This window comes from Nostoc sp. (assembly GCF_036917235.1).
GTDB lineage: Bacteria > Cyanobacteriota > Cyanobacteriia > Cyanobacteriales > Nostocaceae > Nostoc.
In genome coordinates this window covers 45,000-61,546 of record NZ_JBALDU010000084.1, presented here as the reverse complement: position 1 = coordinate 61,546, position 16,547 = coordinate 45,000, and the positions used below count along the sequence as shown (strand labels likewise).

The window sequence follows — 16,547 nt, the reverse complement described above, 5'->3', positions numbered from 1 at the left end:
ATTAAGCTTTGTGTAATAGTGACTTCTACTCGCCCAATACCTTCCCAGAAAACAATCGCCCCGTTGACTTAAATGAGCAACAAACCCAAAATAATTGTCCTGGATGATGACCCTACAGGTTCTCAAACAGTCCACAGCTGCTTGCTGCTAATGCACTGGGATGTGGAGACTTTACGCCGTGGGTTGCAGGATGATTCGCCGATTTTCTTTGTGCTGACTAATACTAGATCGCTAACGCCAGAGTCAGCTGCATCTGTCATTAAAGAAGTTTGCCAGAACCTGAAAATCGCTTTGAAGGCTGAAGGAATTGATGATTTTCTAATTGTCAGCCGTTCTGATTCTACTTTGCGGGGACATTATCCGATTGAAACAGATGCGATCGCACAAGAACTTGGCCCCTTTGATGCTCATTTTCTCGTACCAGCATTTTTTGAAGGCGGACGCATCACCCGCGACAGCGTGCATTACTTGATGATTGATGGTGTAACCACCCCAGTCCATGAAACCGAATTTGCCCGTGATTCCGTCTTCAGCTACCATCACAGTTACTTACCCAAGTACGTCGAAGAAAAGACTCAAGGACGAATTAGTGCCGAAGTTGTAGAAAGGTTTCTCCTCGCCGATATTCGCACTGGTAGCTTGGAACAATTGTTACAACTTCATGGTAATCAGTGCGCTGTCGTCGATGCTGAAACTCAAGCCGATCTCAACCGCTTTGCAGTAGATATATTAGCAGCCGCCAGTCAAGGGAAACGCTTTCTCTTTCGCAGTGCAGCAAGTATTTTAACGGCTTTAGCTGCTTTACCACCCCAACCCATTGCCGCCGAAAACATGGGGCAGTATGTGCGCCAAGGCAAACCAGGTGCAGTGATTGTTGGTTCCCATGTGAAAAAGACTACCCAGCAATTAGAGGCGCTGTTGCAACTAGAAGGAACTGTGGGCATCGAAGTGAATGTGGCACGATTACTTGATGATGCAAATCAATCTGCGACATTACTAACTGAAATTCAAGAAAGTACACGGGCGGCACACGAAGCTGGCAAAACACCAGTGGTTTATACTAGCCGTCAGGAACTAAATTTTAAAGATGTCAAGACACGATTGGAGTTTGGGGAAAAAGTTTCAAGTTTATTAATGGATATTGTGCGCGGTTTACCATCTGATATAGGATTCTTAATCAGCAAGGGTGGCATTACTTCAAACGATGTCTTGAGTACTGGACTAGCTTTAACTTCAGCCCGTTTACTCGGTCAAATTTTAGCTGGTTGTTCAATGGTGTTAACGTCATCCGATCATCCCCAGTTTCCTGATTTGCCTGTGGTGCTGTTTCCAGGTAATGTCGGCGATGCTGATGCCTTGGGGACAGTTTATCAGAGGTTGACCGTGCCAATTTGAGATTTTAGACTTCGGCTCCTTTCGACTTCGCTACCTCGGCTTCGCTCGGCACAAGTCAAGGCAAGTCGCTCAGTCGAACGATTTTAGATTAAAGAGTCTTTTGGTTAATGTCGGACTAATATCCCGCTAGGCCAACACCCCTTGTGGTCACTGAGCCGGTCGTTGTGTGAGTGACACAAATCCAAAATCCAAGTTGCGCTGTCAGCGCACCAAAGGTGCGACCCAAAATTGAAAATCTGTTGTCTTTTGGCTAGTACTGCATGACTTCTGATTCTGCGATTCCCAATCTAAAGTCAAATTCTGCACTTCCTAATGCAGAATCAAACTCTATCCTTTCTGAGGTAGAGGCAAATCCTACTGTTTCTGATGTAGAGTCAGATTCTATCCTCCCGGATGCTGAGTTAAAATCTGTCCTCCTTTATTTAAAATCAAATACTGTTCTTGGGGATGCAGAGTCAAATCCTGCTGACCCAGATGTAGAGTCAAATACTGATGCCGGATCTGATTTTATCCTGACTGACTTAAATCCCGATGAGTTAGCATTACCAGGGCATCGTGTAAATGACAATAGTCAAGTCCAGTTAAAAAGTAAGGAGGGACGACTGTTATTAATTTTGCCCTCAGAATCTCAAGTATCTGCCTCAGAACTTACTTGGTCTGATATTTGGCAACAAATCAGGCAACGTCTGAGTGCAGGCGATCGCTTTCGGGTATCTAATACACCTGTGCATTTAATGGCACAAGACCGTTTGGTAGATACCAGACAACTCCAAGAACTCGCCGAAGCTTTGAGTGAAGTCCAACTCCGACTGATATCTGTCTCGACGAGTCGGCGGCAAACTGCGATCGCTGCTGTAACTTCAGGGTATTCAGTAGAACAATTACAGCCCGTAACTTCCCTGAGTACCGAGCCAACTGCTACAGCCCTACCCCAAGAAGATGCCCTCTATTTAGAAATGACAGTCCGCTCTGGAGTAGAAATTCGTCATCCTGGGACAGTAATTCTCTTGGGAGATTTAAATCCAGGTGGTATTGTAATTGCAGATGGAGATATTATTATCTGGGGTCGTTTGCGTGGAATTGCTCATGCTGGGGCTGGAGGCAATAGTGAGTGTCTGATTATGGCCTTGCAAATGGAACCAACTCAACTGCGGATTGCAGATGCTGTAGCTAGAGCACCAGAAAAACCGCCAATGCAGTTTTCTCCAGAGGTGGCACATATTACGCCCCAAGGAATTCGTATCGCTAGGGCGACTGATTTTTCCAGAAACCAATTCACCAAGAGCAATCAAGAACCATAAATATTTACTTAAAGAATGAAGTATATAAGTAAAGATGAAATAAAACAAATATTCATGCCTCACCCTCATCAGGGAGAACAGATATTTCTTCATACTTGATACGATACTTCATACTTTATACTGCAATTTACTGTTTTATATTTCCTGAACCCTCATTGACCGCATTTCTATCATGACTCGCATTATTGTGATTACCTCCGGTAAAGGAGGAGTGGGTAAAACCACAGTTTCAGCAAATTTGGGTATGGCTTTAGCCAAAATGGGGCGTCAAGTTGCTTTGGTTGATGCGGATTTTGGTCTGAGAAATTTGGATTTGCTCTTAGGGCTGGAAAACCGCATTGTTTATACTGCGGTAGAAGTTCTAGCCAGAGAGTGCCGGTTAGAACAAGCCTTGGTGAAAGATAAGCGCCAACCCAATCTCGTACTCCTGCCGGCAGCCCAAAATCGCTCCAAAGATGCAGTCACACCCGAACAGATGAAGTTATTGGTGAATGCACTAGCACAAAAATATCAGTATGTGATTATTGATAGTCCTGCCGGTATTGAAAATGGATTTAAAAATGCGATCGGCCCGGCCAAAGAAGCGCTAGTTGTCAGTACACCAGAAATTTCTTCAGTTCGCGATGCCGATCGGGTAGTAGGGTTACTAGAAGCACAAGGTATCAAGCGTGTTCATTTAATAATTAACCGCATCAGACCCGCAATGGTGCAGGCAAATGATATGATGTCAGTGCAAGATGTTCAGGAACTTCTCGCCATTCCCCTGATCGGGGTAATCCCTGACGACGAGCGTGTTATTGTATCTACCAATCGTGGCGAACCCTTAGTGTTAGCAGAAAATCCTTCTTTAGCTGCCACAGCCTTTGAGAACATTGCTCGTAGATTAGAGGGGGAAAGTGTCGAATTTCTGGAGATCGACTCGTCCCAAGACAGCATCTTCGCCCGCCTACGAAGGTTGTTGTGGACAAAGATTGTTTAACTTACCTTTCCAGTCTCCGCGCCAGACCTATTCGTAATGATTGAACTTCTAGAAAAACTTTTTTTTCGCGGCCCTGATAGCAGTCGAACTCAAGTTAAACGTCGCCTGCAATTGGTGATTGCTCACGATCGCGCTGACTTAGATCCTCAAACGTTGGAAAAAATGCGGAAGGAAATCCTAGATGTAGTCTGTCGCTATGTAGAAATTGAGACAGAGGGCTTGGAGTTCTCCTTAGAAAGCAACCAACGAACCACAGCTTTAATCGCCAACTTGCCCATCCGCCGGGTGAAGGGTGCCATACCTGAGTGGGAAAGAGGTGATAAGCCTCTGTAGCTTTAATTTTAAGTATTTATATTTATGATGTAGTCAAATTATTCGTTCGTAGTCTGGACTTTAGTCCTGGCTTTAAGGACTAAAGTCCTCACTACAAACTACTTTTTATAGATGGTTTGGCAGATATTATATTGCTGATTTAAAATATGAATTTGTCTCACCAAAACAGGAAAAATTGAAGATATCCAACCTCTGCCATTCTCCGAAAACAGGGATAAAAAAATCCCGTTGTCAGTAGTGACAACGGGAGTATATAGGGTTTTTTATAATCTATCGGTAGGCAACTTGTGGCCCTGCCCAAATTTCAGTCACCTTTTTACCAAAAGTAATCGGCCGATCGTTGTCTGTTGTAGTGATAGTCTTGCCATCATTAGCAACTTGCATTAATGGCCAGTTTTCCTCGCCCAATTCCCCCGCACGGAATAACACACGATCTGGTTGGCTTTTACTCCAGCCTAACAATACGGCAATTTTTTCATGTTCTTCCTCACTCACAGGAGCGACTGTGTTAGCGTGATTTTTTTGCCGATCCCAAATCACTGCACTATCTGTAGAATCACCTGTGTTAAATATACCTTCAAACTTGCGTGCTAAGAAGCGATCGCCTTTTTCTGACCAGCTAACTGGAACTAATACCCCAATCTTTCCACTCGGATCAGTTTCTTCTTCTGAAGACTCCCCCTTTACAGCCTTTACCTTTAATAAAGGATCGCTAACTGGAGTCGTTGAAGCCATCACCCACAATTTCTTAGTGTGCATATCTTGGACAAACATGACGCTGGTGACACGGCTGTTGTACATTTGGGGTTTTACTTCCAGTTGCACCCGGCTATAAACAGCATATTTACCATCTGGAGAAATCACGGGTACGCTGCGATAGTGACGCACTCCAGAACCACCATTAGCAGCAACCGCTTCTTGAGTTGCTGTAATCCATTTCCAAGGAATCGGATGAGGACTACCGATGGGATCTATTTGTTCAGCTTGGGACTCATTAGCTGTTTCCACAACAGGTATTTCCGTCGTTGTGGTTGATTGAGATTCTTTAATAGCTGGTGCTACCTGAGTTGCTGTCAATGATTCTGTAAAAGACTTTTCTCTAGAGAGATAATTTTCTTGTCCCCTCAAAGACTTGACATTAGCAGCTTTAAGTTTGCGTACTAAATTAAGTTGACTAACAGGAACATCTGTTGATGGTGCTAGTTCAACTGCTGCCAAAGAATCGGGAACAGTTACATCACTTAAATCTAAATCGCTGCTTGAGAGATAATTATCTACTTCAGTTGAAGACTCAATTTTATTTTCTGGTAATACTTGCGGTTCCTGAGTAGTACTTTGTGTTGGCACAGAGTCAAATTCTTCTGTTATCGATTCGATTTGATCTGTTTTTAATGTTTCAGCTATCTCAGGTTCCCCAACTAAAGCTATTTCCTTTGATACAGAGTCAGATTCTCCAGGCATCGAAGTTAGTTTATGTACTTCGGATCTTACTGGGATTGAGTGAGCCGATGCTCCTAATAAAGGTGCAATTAGGATCGCAACGACAACATAATTGAGAAATGGTTGGGTGCGGAACCATCCTGACAGCAAAAGGGGTTTAAGCATTTGTAGACTCTCTAGAGGGGGCAATTGCTATGTAAGAAGCAATACATCAACAGCAATGGGGCAGGTGGTAGTTATATGTATAACAAGAAACTAAAACTAATGACGAAATAATATCTTCAAAGTTTGCAGAGGGTTACAAAAATTAAGTATCATTGTCTACACCTTTTCTTAATTAGGTACGGAATATTTTTTTGCAAAAATATGCGAGTATAGTAAATATGCTGAGAAGTCAGTAATTACTACACGATATATAATGTTCCTATACCCAAACACACCAAAAATAAGTCTTGGTTAAGGAATATTTAGGATATAGTTTGGGGAATGACGCTGGCGAACAAGAGTTAATAACTCAGCTATCGGGGATCGTACTAGCAATCGCTAGTACACAGCAAATAAGCTACGTTACACACTAAATATAACAGCGCAAACCCTCATGATAGTAAACGTGAGGCGTTAATTAAAAACCTGGGAAAGCGGACGCATAATACATCATACTCAGAAGATATTGCTATCAGCAACCCAAAGTTATAAATTGCTATCTAAACTACAGAAGTAGTTAGAAGACGCAATAGTTTTTCGGAAATTTAACTACATTTAAAGTTAATTTCGGGAAGACAATCGGGAACACAACAAAATTCACTCGGTAGATGCTCTAGCGACTCGCAAAGAAAAACCACTAAGTGATTAGTTTCACTAGAGGCAAATGCGGCTAATACTAGCTTTTACCCTTGTCAACTTAACTATTAAGTTAATCAAGCAGCCTTTGGTTTCATGAATACGAAAACATTGTACCACCAAACAGCCAATATTATTTACAGCTAACAACTGTATTTTGCAACTGCGTCCCGAATACAAGAACCTGCTAGATGCTGGTTTAGTGAATTCTGTTTCAACATACAACTTAAATGTTGTCAGTTATGAAGGGCGCACTTACGATTAACTAATGACTCACGACTAAAAACTACTAATTATTAATGAAAATTGTATTTTTTGGTACACCTCAATTTGCTGTACCCACCTTGGAAAAATTATTGAATCATTCAGAATTTGAGGTGCTAGCGGTTGTTACCCAACCAGATAAACGCCGAGAACGCGGAAATAAACTTACGCCTTCACCCATAAAAGCGATCGCTACTGCTCACAACTTACCAGTATGGCAACCCGAACGGGTGAAAAAAGACACTGAAACTTTAACCAAACTCAAACAATTAGATGCAGATGTGTTTGTTGTTGTCGCTTATGGACAGATTTTATCGGCAAAAATCTTAAAGATGCCGAAGTTAGCTTGCATTAATGTGCATGGCTCGATTTTACCCAAATATCGCGGTGCAGCGCCGATTCAGTGGTGTTTGTATAACGGAGAGAAGGAAACGGGGATCACCACCATGTTGATGGATGTGGGGATGGATACCGGCGCAATGCTCCAAATAGCCACTACACCGATTGGATTACTGGATAATGCCCAAGATTTAGCTGAGAGACTAGCAGAGATCGGTGGGGATTTGTTGGTGGAAACTCTGTTGAAGTTGGAACGTAAAGAAATTCAACCAATACCCCAAGATAATTTAGCAGCTACTTATGCGCCTCTAATTCAAAAACCAGATTATGGTTTGGATTGGTCAAAAAGTGCGATCCAGTTACACAATCAAATTAGAGGCTTTTACCCGAACTGCACGGCTACCTTTCGTGACAACTTGTTTAAAATCACCGCTTCTATTCCTCTTGGTTCTGTAAGCGATCGCAATCTACCACCAGAATTACAAGAATTAATCCAGAAATTGCCTGATTTGTCAAATGCTTCAGATAAACCGGGAGTTGTAGTGGGCATTGCCAAAGGAATTGGTGCGATCGTCCAAACTGGGGAAGGTTTGTTGCTGTTGCGAGAGATTCAGCTAGCTGGTAAACGTCCCCAGTCGGGATGGGATTTTGTGAATGGTAGCCGCTTAACAGTGGGAGAAGTTTTTGGTGCGGGTTAGGAAACGTTATATGTAGGGTGTGTTAGGCGTAAGCCGTAACGCACCTGACTCCAAAACTTTTGGTGCGTTCCGCTGAGGCTAACACACCCTTGTATTTCAAAAATCAAATATGATTCCTATATATTACCTTCATCTGAAAGGATGGGGGTATTTTTTGATGTAGAATCCAACATTAATAATACCAAATATTGAGTTCTCAATACATAAGTTCTATTAGTAAAAGTAGTTGATGAAAAAAATCACAGAAATTAACAGACAAACTGTGGGTGTTATATTAGTCATTTTTACAACACTAATTTTCGGAAGTATTCCTGCGGTAGTCAAAGAGGCAATCACTATCTTTTCGCCAGCCACGCAATTTGCAATTCGTTTTGCGATCGCGGCAATAATTCTTACTCCGTTTATTCGTAATTTGAATGTAAGGCATCATGTAAAAATAAGTTGTGCAAATTTAATTTTAAATAAGCTGTTAGTCTTGATTCTCAATCAAAAGTGTTCAACTTATTTTTGCGTGAGTCCTAAGCTTAGTACGTGACGGAGCAATCATGGGACTGTTACTTTTCGGTATCTTTGCTCCTGCAACGATTGGATTAGAGACTATCTCAGCAAACCAAGCTTCATTTATCTTCAGTCTCAATATGGTCTTTGTAAACCTGTTTGAGATCCTGTTTCGCAAGCGCTTATCTATCAGAACTGCACTAGCAGCAATGCTTGCTTTCGTCGGAATTGGGGTTATGTCTTGGGAGAGTGGGACACCGATGATTGGCGACCTTTGGGTGTTGAGTTCTGCCCTCAGCGATGCCGCTTACATAATTGTGCTTGAGGTGTTTTCGCCACAGTACTCACCTATGCCATTCGTTACAATCCAGCTTTGGGTTGTAGCAGCACTAGGCATATTGTGGGCTATTCCCGAACTAACTGAGCAACTTGAAGCAATCAAAACAAGTTTTCCTGTACTGATTTATCTTGGTGTAGTTGGCACTGCCATAGTTATTTTGTTACAGACAGTAGCACAACGCTGGATATCAGCCCAGAAAGCTGCACTATTGTTTGCCTTAGAGCCTGTATTTGGAGCAATTTTTGCATTTTTGCTACTTGGCGAAACTTTTTCACCTCGCAGTTTCATTGGCGCAACAATGGTGTTAGTCGGAATATTTCTGAGTTTGATCCGTCCCAAAATTGACGAAAGTGATTCAGAATTCTCACCAACAAGCACGGCTTCGGATAGTACAGCAAAAAGTGGCGAGGTTTTGGAAGCAGTGCTGAGTCCTAATAAAGAAGTGGAATCACTTGGTTGAGTAATGTTGAACCGAATAGGACTAATTTAAGGTGAAATCGTTGATTTAAACCAGTAGTAATTTTGATTACTATCCTTATTTTTACAGCAGTTTACTTGGGCTTACACAAAGTAGTATAATCGTTTCTTAATCGCCCTTGTCTTAGCCCCCAGCAGGTTAGTAGTTTGATTTGTTAAAGAACGCACAGATGTATCAAAGTAAACCAATTGACTTTATTGAACGAAACGATAGCAAAGCTTTTCTAGCTTTACTGAGAGACTGGATTGCAATTTTTGCGCTCGTTGCTTTTAGCATTTGGATGAATAACATATTTGTGTATTTAATTTCAGTATGGGCGATCGGCATTTTCCAATTTGCTATCGGAGAGGGATTAGTACATGAAGCAACACACAATAATTTATTTGAGAGAAAAATCTGGAATGAAAAGTTAGAGTTTCTCTATGCTTTTCCTGTATTTAGAACAGTATCTGCTTATCGTAAGCACCACTTTCCCCATCATAATTATTTTGGGAGCAATAAAGATTATATACCTGAATATTATGAAATGTTGGGCTTATACAAACCCAATAAAAATGTGTTATTTATCTTATTTATCAAACCTCTAATGGGATTTGCTGGCTATCTTTTCTTGGAAGACGCCTACCTTCACATGAAAGAGTTGGACTGGCGTCCGTTCAAAAGCGGCTTTAAGATATTTCTGTTTTGGTTCGTTGTCGTTCTCGGCTTCTTTTTATCAGGACATCTCAACATCTTACTGCTGTACTGGTTTGTCCCCCTAGTATGGTGTTATTCATGTTATTCATGTTGGTCTGAGGTACATGAACACTTTAATACAGTATCCGGTACGAGATCAAACGTTAACTTGATAATTAATCTTTTAACTCATAATACTGGGTATCACTATCTTCACCATCTTTACCCTACTATTCCCTGGTACAAACTACCAGAGTCACATAAGGTTTTGTGTGCCGAAAGTTCAGACATTTCATACGGCTTATTAGATATTTACAGGCAATTATCACGTAGTTAAGTGGATGCCTAAGTCAGAAAGTCAGCCTCCTGACTCGGCTATAAAACCGTGCTTGAATCTTTTTTTTCACACGGCTCTTTAATAACGTGAAAAACTACCTTTTAACTCCTAACTTGTAACTTCTAACTTTTCATAAAAGCGGCAAGATTCGCAAGGTCCCTCTGGGTTGACTGCACAGCGAATGAGTTCTGAATGAGCATTGTAGCAGCAGGTGGCATCACCGATTACCCAACGTCCACCTACCAAACTTTTCTCAGATGGTCGTTTGGCAGACTGGACGTAAATAGCAATGTTGTGTAAATGGTAGCGCCCTGCTCTGAGTTGGTATCTATGGCGGCGTTCTAAAACCGCGTAGGTTTTACCCTCAAAATCGAGATAATTTCCGGGTTGAGGTGTCCAATCAAGTTGCACTTTACCGAGTGATTCACGCGGATGTGTCAGAATCACCTCAGTTTGTAAAGAGTCTAGCTCCATAAGCTTATGTGATTTGATTTACATTAGAAGGATCGTATAGCATAGCTTTCTTTAGCTTACCGAATTTAGATTACAATTATTGATTCACTCTTCGCCTCCCTACGGATTAAGGCAACCAAAAGTTAGGTAAGATAGATTTGCCCAAGTCACGTAGAGTTTGGTTGAGCGATCGCGCCACTTGGATATGCAGTTCATCCTCTTCTACTGCTAAAATCTCAGATGGCTGACCTTCTCCCAAATAAGACACCACCAAATTCGCCGCCTCTAAACCAGTAACATAAGCCTTTTCCTGCGACCAGGAACCATGAGGGTTCACAATCCAATCCCCACTCATAAACACATTATCAAAACTTGTCTTAGCGGGTAACATATAACGATAGCTACCTGGTGCAAAGTGAGTTACCGCTTGAGGTAGCCGAATTACACTACTATCAATAATCTTTGCTTCCCGAAAGGCTGGTACACAAGTTGCTAAATAACCCTGAACTATTGCTAAAATCTCCTCATCACTCAAACCTAGAAACTGATTAGCGTGATAGAAATCAGCTTCAATTACTGTTCCCGGTTCATCCCGATATTCATCATGTAAAGCATTCAAATCAAAAAACGTCCAACCTGTACTTGCGTCGAATCCAAAACAAGCATTAGAAGGACGAGGAATATCAATTTTACGGTCAAACCATAGTCGCGTGGCTAAAACATCAATTGCTCCTAGATTGCTCAAATTACGGAATTCTTCACGGCTTTGTAAACTAGGGCTAGTTGAGACAATTTTCTTCATCCCCGTGACTCCAACCGCAAAAATCACGGCATCTGCTTCAATTACTTCATCACCACAAACCACACCCTTGACTTGATTACTATCAACAATTAAGTCTGTAACCCGACGCTTCGGCAACACTCGCGCACCAGCTTTTTCAATACGTTCCACCCAAGGACGAAATATCTTTTCTCCGACAGTTCCCCGACACCAAACCACATCAAAATCGGGTTGATGAGCCAGAATAAAAAAGTAAAGCATCCCTAAAGTTGCGGCGGCTGAACATTGTTCGCCAGGGGCAAATAAGCCCACTAATAACATCGGTTCAAAAGCTTCGCGGTAAAGTCGCGCAGAAACGTTAAAGTCTTTGAACAATTCACGGGCAGTTACAAAATCATAGCGCCGCCAAGCTGCATCAGAATTGTCAAAATCAACAACCGCATAAAGTAAAGGCAGGGCGCTAAGACGGTCAATTAGTGGCAGTCGCTTAAACTGAGTGTAGAGAAAAGTTCCTAGTGGCGAGGGGAGTCGCGGTAAATCTTGAAAAATTGGTGATTCAACTTCCAAACCTGCTGGCGAATATTGCGAAGAACGAGTCCAAGTAGTAAAAGGATTAATTTCTAATTCATTGATTAGGGAAAAAATATTTTTGTAAGGATACCAGAACCCATGAATGCCAGCTTCAACAGATTTTCCGGCAGATGTTTGCCAACCTGCCACCAATCCCCCAGGATAGGGGCCTGCTTCGAGAAGTGTCACATCATAACCTTGTTTTGCCAAATGATAGGTTGCTCCTAAACCAGCCCAACCAGCACCTACAACTACCACACGTTTTTGTTGTAACCCTCCTACCATCGCAGCCTCCAATTGTTGCAGTCCATCAACTAATGTATACGAACTTGTGTTTTGATCGAGCAAAGGTTGTCATTATAGCGGTTTTCACTTGGATGCAATAGGCGCTTTGCTCGCACATTCCATCGAATTTAAAATAGTTATAGACTTTAAAAAAGGCTTAGGGAAAGCGGTTCAGTAAAAATCACTTGCGGTTAATGCTGAGTTAAGAGTATAACAGAAAACAGACTTCACTATTGATGAGGATAATCATAATGTCTCAATTAGCAAATGTAAAATCCAGTCTAAATGACTTTGAATTACGAGATGGAATTTATTTTCCTAGCGACTATGAACAATTAACTAATACTCAACATAAAAAAACATGGGACGCAATTGGTAAAACATACTATGGTTCCCAAAAAATTGAAAAAATTGCAGCGACATCACCCATTAAACAAGATTACACTCTGCTAACTGGTACGCCTGGAGGTACTTGGAACAAATTTCCGTTGAATAAATCTGTCGGTTCTATTCTAGAAATTGGTTCTGGTTATGGCCGCGCACCTTTACATCTCTCGAAAGCGAAAAATCTGAAATGCGAGAAATATTATGGCATTGATATTTCTGAACCTTTGTTGCGGCGGCTAATCAAAGTTAAACAAGAATACAATTTTTTCCCAGAAGCGGAATTTAACTTGATTTGCACTTCTGCTGAAACATTGCCTTTAGAAGATAACTCTATAGATTTGGTAATTTCTAACTGCGTTTTTATGCATATCCCAGATGCCCAATTAAGAAATTTATTGGCTGATATCTCTCGTGTGTTAAAACCTGGTGGAATTTTTGTTTTTAATCATTCCTTTCACAATAAGTCTTGTCCTTCTCATATCATCCATAATTTTATCAGAAGGCTGAACCCATTTGTAAGAAATCCAGTTTATCTCAAGCAATATTCTTCTGCTGAAATAAATGAAATGTTAGCGACTGCTGGCATCCAAACTAAGTGCCCACAATATATTGTGGAACCAACAGCAGAATATGCAATTTTGCCGGAAACTATCAAAGGGATTCCCGTACCGTTTGCTAATGCTATCAACAGAAGTCTCAAGCCATCAGATAATTTAAAAGAAACTTTGGCTTACGGTTTTAGTGCCTACAGTACTCAACTGGACTGATTAAGAAACTAACTGCTTCTCACAATGAACTGAATACAAATAATCTACAAAAGCACAACAATCTTGTGCTTTTACTTTTACAATAAATGCCTATGAACTCCAATCATATTATGTCCGCTTGATTGCTTATTAAATCCGAAGAACCCCACCCCGCCAAAGCTATGCTTTGTCTCCCCTCTCCGCTTGCGGGGAGGGTTTGGGGGTGGGGTGTAATGACTGTGGTTAGCATAACTAATTATACGGATATAATATCATTATCAGTAAATGGTATGACTTATAGTTACGGAAGATTCAAGGTTGCCCAACGTAGATAACATTTGCCAAAACTTGTATTTTTGTTAACTCGCGCACAAGACGTTGAGCTTGATGTTTATAAAGTGGTATTGGGTATGAGATTGTCGATGTTGCTCAGATAAAGCCAGTTCGTATGCCACATCAATGTAAACTAGCGTGTCTCCTAGCTGCACTTCTGCCTCTGGATTCCAGCCAAACAATTCTTTAAGTGGGTTAGATGAAACAGGTGTATGACTCAAAATGCGGCGAGTTGTAAGATTGAGTCTATGTACTGGCTTGCCATTACACCAACTATCCTTCGCTTGTACCTTGTGCTTTATCACTTGCAACAGTTGCCCTTCTAAGGTGAAATATCCAATAGCTTCAGAGCCAAGGGCTGTTAGAGCGAAGGCATGGGCTGAAAGATGAGTGGGTTCAAAGGCAACAAAATTGCCGAGATTTTCCCACAAGAGTTTATTGAAATTTTGTTTGTCTGAACGTACAATCAAGCGAACGTGCGGATTAAGACGCCGTGCTGCAAAGGCAGCTTCTATATTTATCCGCTCATTTCTGGTTACTAAAAGTATTGAACGACACTGACATATACCTGCCCGCTCTAAAACACTTGGCTGGCGGCAGTCTCCGACGATCAACTTTTCTAGTAAGTTAGGTACTTCTGGGACTTCCCAATGTTCGGGTGGCACATCCTCAATGGCGCTAACTTTAACATCGTATTCCTTGAGGATTGCAACGCAATGTTGCCCTAAAGTTTTGAGTCCGCATACTAAGAAAAGGTCTTGGGGTTTTTTTTGATTGCTGGTAGGAGGGGGATGCACTTTCTGTTGACGCTAGCATTAGATACTGCTAACAGGATGTGTTTGCGAGGATTTTTACATTTTGGTAAGAGAACTCTAAGAAATAAATTATCCAATCTTGTGGGGTGGGCATCTTGCCCGCCATATAAACTGGGCGGGCAAGATGCCCACCCCACAAGAGTTAATTGGATATTTTTTATTTGGAAGTGCCTAATTTCAAATAATTTTAACAGTTGGTTTCAAGATAAGTATCAAATGATAACAAACCGTATCGAATTCTCATACTTGATACTCAACTGAACGCGATTTTTGTTGAAAGCTTGACTAGTTTTTAGGATTTCCTAATTGATTGTGATGTAATTTACCAACTTTTACCGACATATTCAAGCTAAAGTTGGTAAATTAGGGGTTAGTTGAGCTAATTCTTCCCTATGCAACTATGCCATTGGATTTATCGCCTCTTTGGATATCACTTAAAACTTCATTGCTTGCCACATTTATTACCTTCTTTTTGGGTATAGCTGCTGCCTACTGGATGCTGGGATATCGTGGCAAAGCTAAGTCGTTGATTGAGGGTATCTTTATTGCGCCTCTAATTTTACCGCCTACAGTTGTCGGTTTCTTGTTACTGCTATTTTTTGGCAAAAATGGCCCTGTAGGGAAAATTATGGAGTCTTTTGACTTCACCATCGTCTTTACTTGGTATGGTGCTGCGATCGCAGCCACAGTAGTTTCTTTCCCTTTAATGTATAAAACTGCATTGGGAGCCTTTGAACAAATAGATGGCAACTTGCTGCGAGTCGCTAGAACCCTTGGTGCAACCGAAGCTACAATCTTTTGGCGCATCAGTTTACCCTTAGCACTACCCGGCATTGTCGCCGCCACAATGCTCGCTTTTGCCCGTGCTTTGGGAGAATTCGGGGCAACGTTAATGCTGGCTGGTAATATTCCTGGACAAACGCAGACAATCCCAATGGCGATTTATTTTGCGGTGGAAGCGGGAGCAATGAATGAGGCTTGGTTTTGGGCGATCGCAATTATGGCAATTTCTCTATCTGGAATAATTGGGGTTAACTTCTGGCAAGAATTGAGGGAAAGAAAAAGAGCAGGGGGAGCAGGGGAGGCAGGGGGAGAAAATCTTTATACTCCGCAATTTAGCTTTGAATCTGGTGGATTGTTTGTCAATTTTGAAAAAATCCTTCCTAGCTTTGATTTAAAAGTTGCTTTCACTACTGATGAACAACCTTTAGGATTGTTGGGGGGTTCTGGGGCAGGTAAGAGCATGATTTTGCGCTGCCTTGCGGGGATAGAAACGCCAACAAGAGGACGTATAGTTTTAAATGGCAGAGTTCTGTTTGACTCAGAACAAGGAATTAATTTACCCAGCCGCGATCGCCGCATTGGTTTTTTAGTGCAAAATTACGCCCTTTTTCCGCATTTGAGTGTGGCGCAAAATATAGCTTTCGGTTTGCCCAAAAAGCTATCTGCTGGAAGTATTCGGGTACAGGTAGAGGAGCAACTTATAGCGATGCAGTTGCAGGGATTAGGCGATCGCTATCCGCACCAACTTTCTGGGGGACAACAACAACGGGTAGCCTTAGCAAGAGCATTGGCAAGTCAACCGGAAGCATTACTTTTAGATGAGCCGTTTTCCGCACTTGATACACATCTGCGTAGCCAATTAGAGCAGCAAATGACAGAAACTCTTGCTGAGTACCAAGGTGTGACTCTATTTGTCACCCATAATATGGAAGAAGCTTATCGGATTTGTCCAAATCTATTGGTGTTGGAGCATGGTAGAGCCGTTCATTATGGTAGCAAATACGAGATTTTCCAGCATCCTGCTACCGTTAGTGTCGCCCAACTTACTGGATGTAAAAACTTCTCCCGTGCTGTTCTCCAGTCATCACAACAGGTAGAGGCGACTGATTGGGGTTGTACTCTGCAAGTAATTGAGCCAGTCAAGAGCGAATTATCTCACGTTGGCATTCGTGCCCATCAGTTCATTTTTACCAACGACTCATCACAGGAAAACACTTTTCCCTGCTGGGTAGTACGAACAAGTGAAACACCTCATCGGATGACGTTGTTTCTCAAACTACATTCGGCTGGCAAGAACTCTCAAGATTACCATCTGCAAGCTGAAGTCTTCAAAGAAAAATGGGCGACGATGAAAGACAAACCTTTTCCTTGGTATGTGCGTTTAGATCCTCTGCGGTTGATTCTGATGGAGTGAGCGCAGGATGTATGGGACGTGGGAAATTCTTCAAAAGAATATTACTTCAAGCGCCCAGACCCC

Annotated in this window: 14 protein-coding genes; 10 read left to right on the top strand and 4 right to left on the bottom strand. The window is 41.8% G+C overall.

The features are described from left to right. Window positions 1–72 precede the first annotated feature (72 nt). The 4 genes from V7K44_RS24055 (at window position 73) to minE (ending at window position 4,008) form a co-directional block, all read left to right on the top strand. Window positions 73–1,395, top strand: coding sequence for a four-carbon acid sugar kinase family protein (locus tag V7K44_RS24055; RefSeq protein ID WP_334935103.1), 1,323 nt, complete (start codon window positions 73–75; stop codon window positions 1,393–1,395). Between the two features lie 260 nt (window positions 1,396–1,655). Continuing rightward, window positions 1,656–2,696: a septum site-determining protein MinC gene (gene minC, locus V7K44_RS24050; RefSeq protein ID WP_334935101.1), complete on the top strand. Its 1,041-nt coding sequence runs from the start codon at window positions 1,656–1,658 to the stop codon at window positions 2,694–2,696. 172 nt (window positions 2,697–2,868) lie between these two features. Continuing rightward, the gene (gene minD / locus V7K44_RS24045; RefSeq protein ID WP_012410009.1) at window positions 2,869–3,675 is read left to right on the top strand and encodes a septum site-determining protein MinD; all 807 of its coding nucleotides are present in this window, start codon (window positions 2,869–2,871) and stop codon (window positions 3,673–3,675) included. Between the two features lie 36 nt (window positions 3,676–3,711). Further along, the gene (gene minE / locus V7K44_RS24040) at window positions 3,712–4,008 is read left to right on the top strand and encodes a cell division topological specificity factor MinE (protein ID WP_094350996.1); all 297 of its coding nucleotides are present in this window, start codon (window positions 3,712–3,714) and stop codon (window positions 4,006–4,008) included. A gap of 270 nt (window positions 4,009–4,278) precedes the next feature. Here minE and V7K44_RS24035 read toward each other — a convergent pair whose 3' ends face one another. Continuing rightward, window positions 4,279–5,613: a hypothetical protein gene (locus V7K44_RS24035; RefSeq protein WP_334935100.1), complete on the bottom strand. Its 1,335-nt coding sequence runs from the start codon at window positions 5,611–5,613 to the stop codon at window positions 4,279–4,281. A 974-nt stretch (window positions 5,614–6,587) separates the two neighbouring features. Here V7K44_RS24035 and fmt point away from each other — a divergent pair. The 4 genes from fmt to V7K44_RS24015 all read left to right on the top strand — a co-directional run bounded on the left by fmt (window position 6,588) and on the right by V7K44_RS24015 (window position 9,917). Beyond that, the gene (gene fmt, locus V7K44_RS24030) at window positions 6,588–7,589 is read left to right on the top strand and encodes a methionyl-tRNA formyltransferase (protein ID WP_334935098.1); all 1,002 of its coding nucleotides are present in this window, start codon (window positions 6,588–6,590) and stop codon (window positions 7,587–7,589) included. 229 nt (window positions 7,590–7,818) lie between these two features. Further along, window positions 7,819–8,124, top strand: coding sequence for a hypothetical protein (locus V7K44_RS24025; RefSeq protein WP_334935096.1), 306 nt, complete (start codon window positions 7,819–7,821; stop codon window positions 8,122–8,124). A gap of 10 nt (window positions 8,125–8,134) precedes the next feature. Next, window positions 8,135–8,887, top strand: a complete 753-nt coding sequence (locus V7K44_RS24020; RefSeq protein WP_334935094.1) for a DMT family transporter — start codon at window positions 8,135–8,137, stop codon at window positions 8,885–8,887. Between the two features lie 187 nt (window positions 8,888–9,074). Beyond that, complete coding sequence (locus V7K44_RS24015) at window positions 9,075–9,917, top strand: fatty acid desaturase family protein (RefSeq protein WP_334935092.1); 843 nt, start codon at window positions 9,075–9,077, stop codon at window positions 9,915–9,917. 108 nt (window positions 9,918–10,025) lie between these two features. On the opposite strand, the gene V7K44_RS24010 is transcribed toward V7K44_RS24015, so the two are convergent. Both V7K44_RS24010 and V7K44_RS24005 read right to left on the bottom strand, forming a co-directional pair. Next, window positions 10,026–10,391 carry a DUF6464 family protein gene (locus tag V7K44_RS24010; protein WP_334935090.1) on the bottom strand — a complete coding sequence of 122 codons (366 nt, stop codon included), beginning with the start codon at window positions 10,389–10,391 and terminating at the stop codon, window positions 10,026–10,028. 106 nt (window positions 10,392–10,497) lie between these two features. Next, window positions 10,498–12,006: a hydroxysqualene dehydroxylase gene (locus V7K44_RS24005; RefSeq protein ID WP_334935143.1), complete on the bottom strand. Its 1,509-nt coding sequence runs from the start codon at window positions 12,004–12,006 to the stop codon at window positions 10,498–10,500. A 251-nt stretch (window positions 12,007–12,257) separates the two neighbouring features. Between V7K44_RS24005 and V7K44_RS24000 the strand changes: the two genes are divergently transcribed. Then, a complete protein-coding gene (locus V7K44_RS24000) occupies window positions 12,258–13,160 on the top strand; it encodes a class I SAM-dependent methyltransferase (protein WP_334935088.1) in 903 nt (300 codons plus the stop codon). Between the two features lie 338 nt (window positions 13,161–13,498). Here V7K44_RS24000 and V7K44_RS23995 read toward each other — a convergent pair whose 3' ends face one another. After that, window positions 13,499–14,269 (bottom strand): potassium channel family protein, encoded by a 771-nt coding sequence (locus V7K44_RS23995; RefSeq protein ID WP_334935085.1) that lies wholly within the window; start codon window positions 14,267–14,269, stop codon window positions 13,499–13,501. A gap of 418 nt (window positions 14,270–14,687) precedes the next feature. On the opposite strand from V7K44_RS23995, the gene modB reads away from it, so the two are divergent. Beyond that, a complete protein-coding gene (modB, locus tag V7K44_RS23990) occupies window positions 14,688–16,484 on the top strand; it encodes a molybdate ABC transporter permease subunit (protein WP_334935083.1) in 1,797 nt (598 codons plus the stop codon). Window positions 16,485–16,547 lie beyond the last annotated feature (63 nt).

What these genes read in the sequence shown, in the direction of transcription:
- V7K44_RS24055 (WP_334935103.1), top strand. Translation starts at nt 73, where the DNA reads ATGAGCAACAAACCCAAAATAATTGTCCTGGATGATGACCCTACAGGT.
- minC (WP_334935101.1), top strand. Translation starts at nt 1,656, where the DNA reads ATGACTTCTGATTCTGCGATTCCCAATCTAAAGTCAAATTCTGCACTT.
- minD (WP_012410009.1), top strand. Translation starts at nt 2,869, where the DNA reads ATGACTCGCATTATTGTGATTACCTCCGGTAAAGGAGGAGTGGGTAAA.
- minE (WP_094350996.1), top strand. Translation starts at nt 3,712, where the DNA reads ATGATTGAACTTCTAGAAAAACTTTTTTTTCGCGGCCCTGATAGCAGT.
- V7K44_RS24035 (WP_334935100.1), bottom strand. Translation starts at nt 5,613, where the DNA reads ATGCTTAAACCCCTTTTGCTGTCAGGATGGTTCCGCACCCAACCATTT.
- fmt (WP_334935098.1), top strand. Translation starts at nt 6,588, where the DNA reads ATGAAAATTGTATTTTTTGGTACACCTCAATTTGCTGTACCCACCTTG.
- V7K44_RS24025 (WP_334935096.1), top strand. Translation starts at nt 7,819, where the DNA reads ATGAAAAAAATCACAGAAATTAACAGACAAACTGTGGGTGTTATATTA.
- V7K44_RS24020 (WP_334935094.1), top strand. Translation starts at nt 8,135, where the DNA reads ATGGGACTGTTACTTTTCGGTATCTTTGCTCCTGCAACGATTGGATTA.
- V7K44_RS24015 (WP_334935092.1), top strand. Translation starts at nt 9,075, where the DNA reads ATGTATCAAAGTAAACCAATTGACTTTATTGAACGAAACGATAGCAAA.
- V7K44_RS24010 (WP_334935090.1), bottom strand. Translation starts at nt 10,391, where the DNA reads ATGGAGCTAGACTCTTTACAAACTGAGGTGATTCTGACACATCCGCGT.
- V7K44_RS24005 (WP_334935143.1), bottom strand. Translation starts at nt 12,006, where the DNA reads ATGGTAGGAGGGTTACAACAAAAACGTGTGGTAGTTGTAGGTGCTGGT.
- V7K44_RS24000 (WP_334935088.1), top strand. Translation starts at nt 12,258, where the DNA reads ATGTCTCAATTAGCAAATGTAAAATCCAGTCTAAATGACTTTGAATTA.
- modB (WP_334935083.1), top strand. Translation starts at nt 14,688, where the DNA reads ATGCCATTGGATTTATCGCCTCTTTGGATATCACTTAAAACTTCATTG.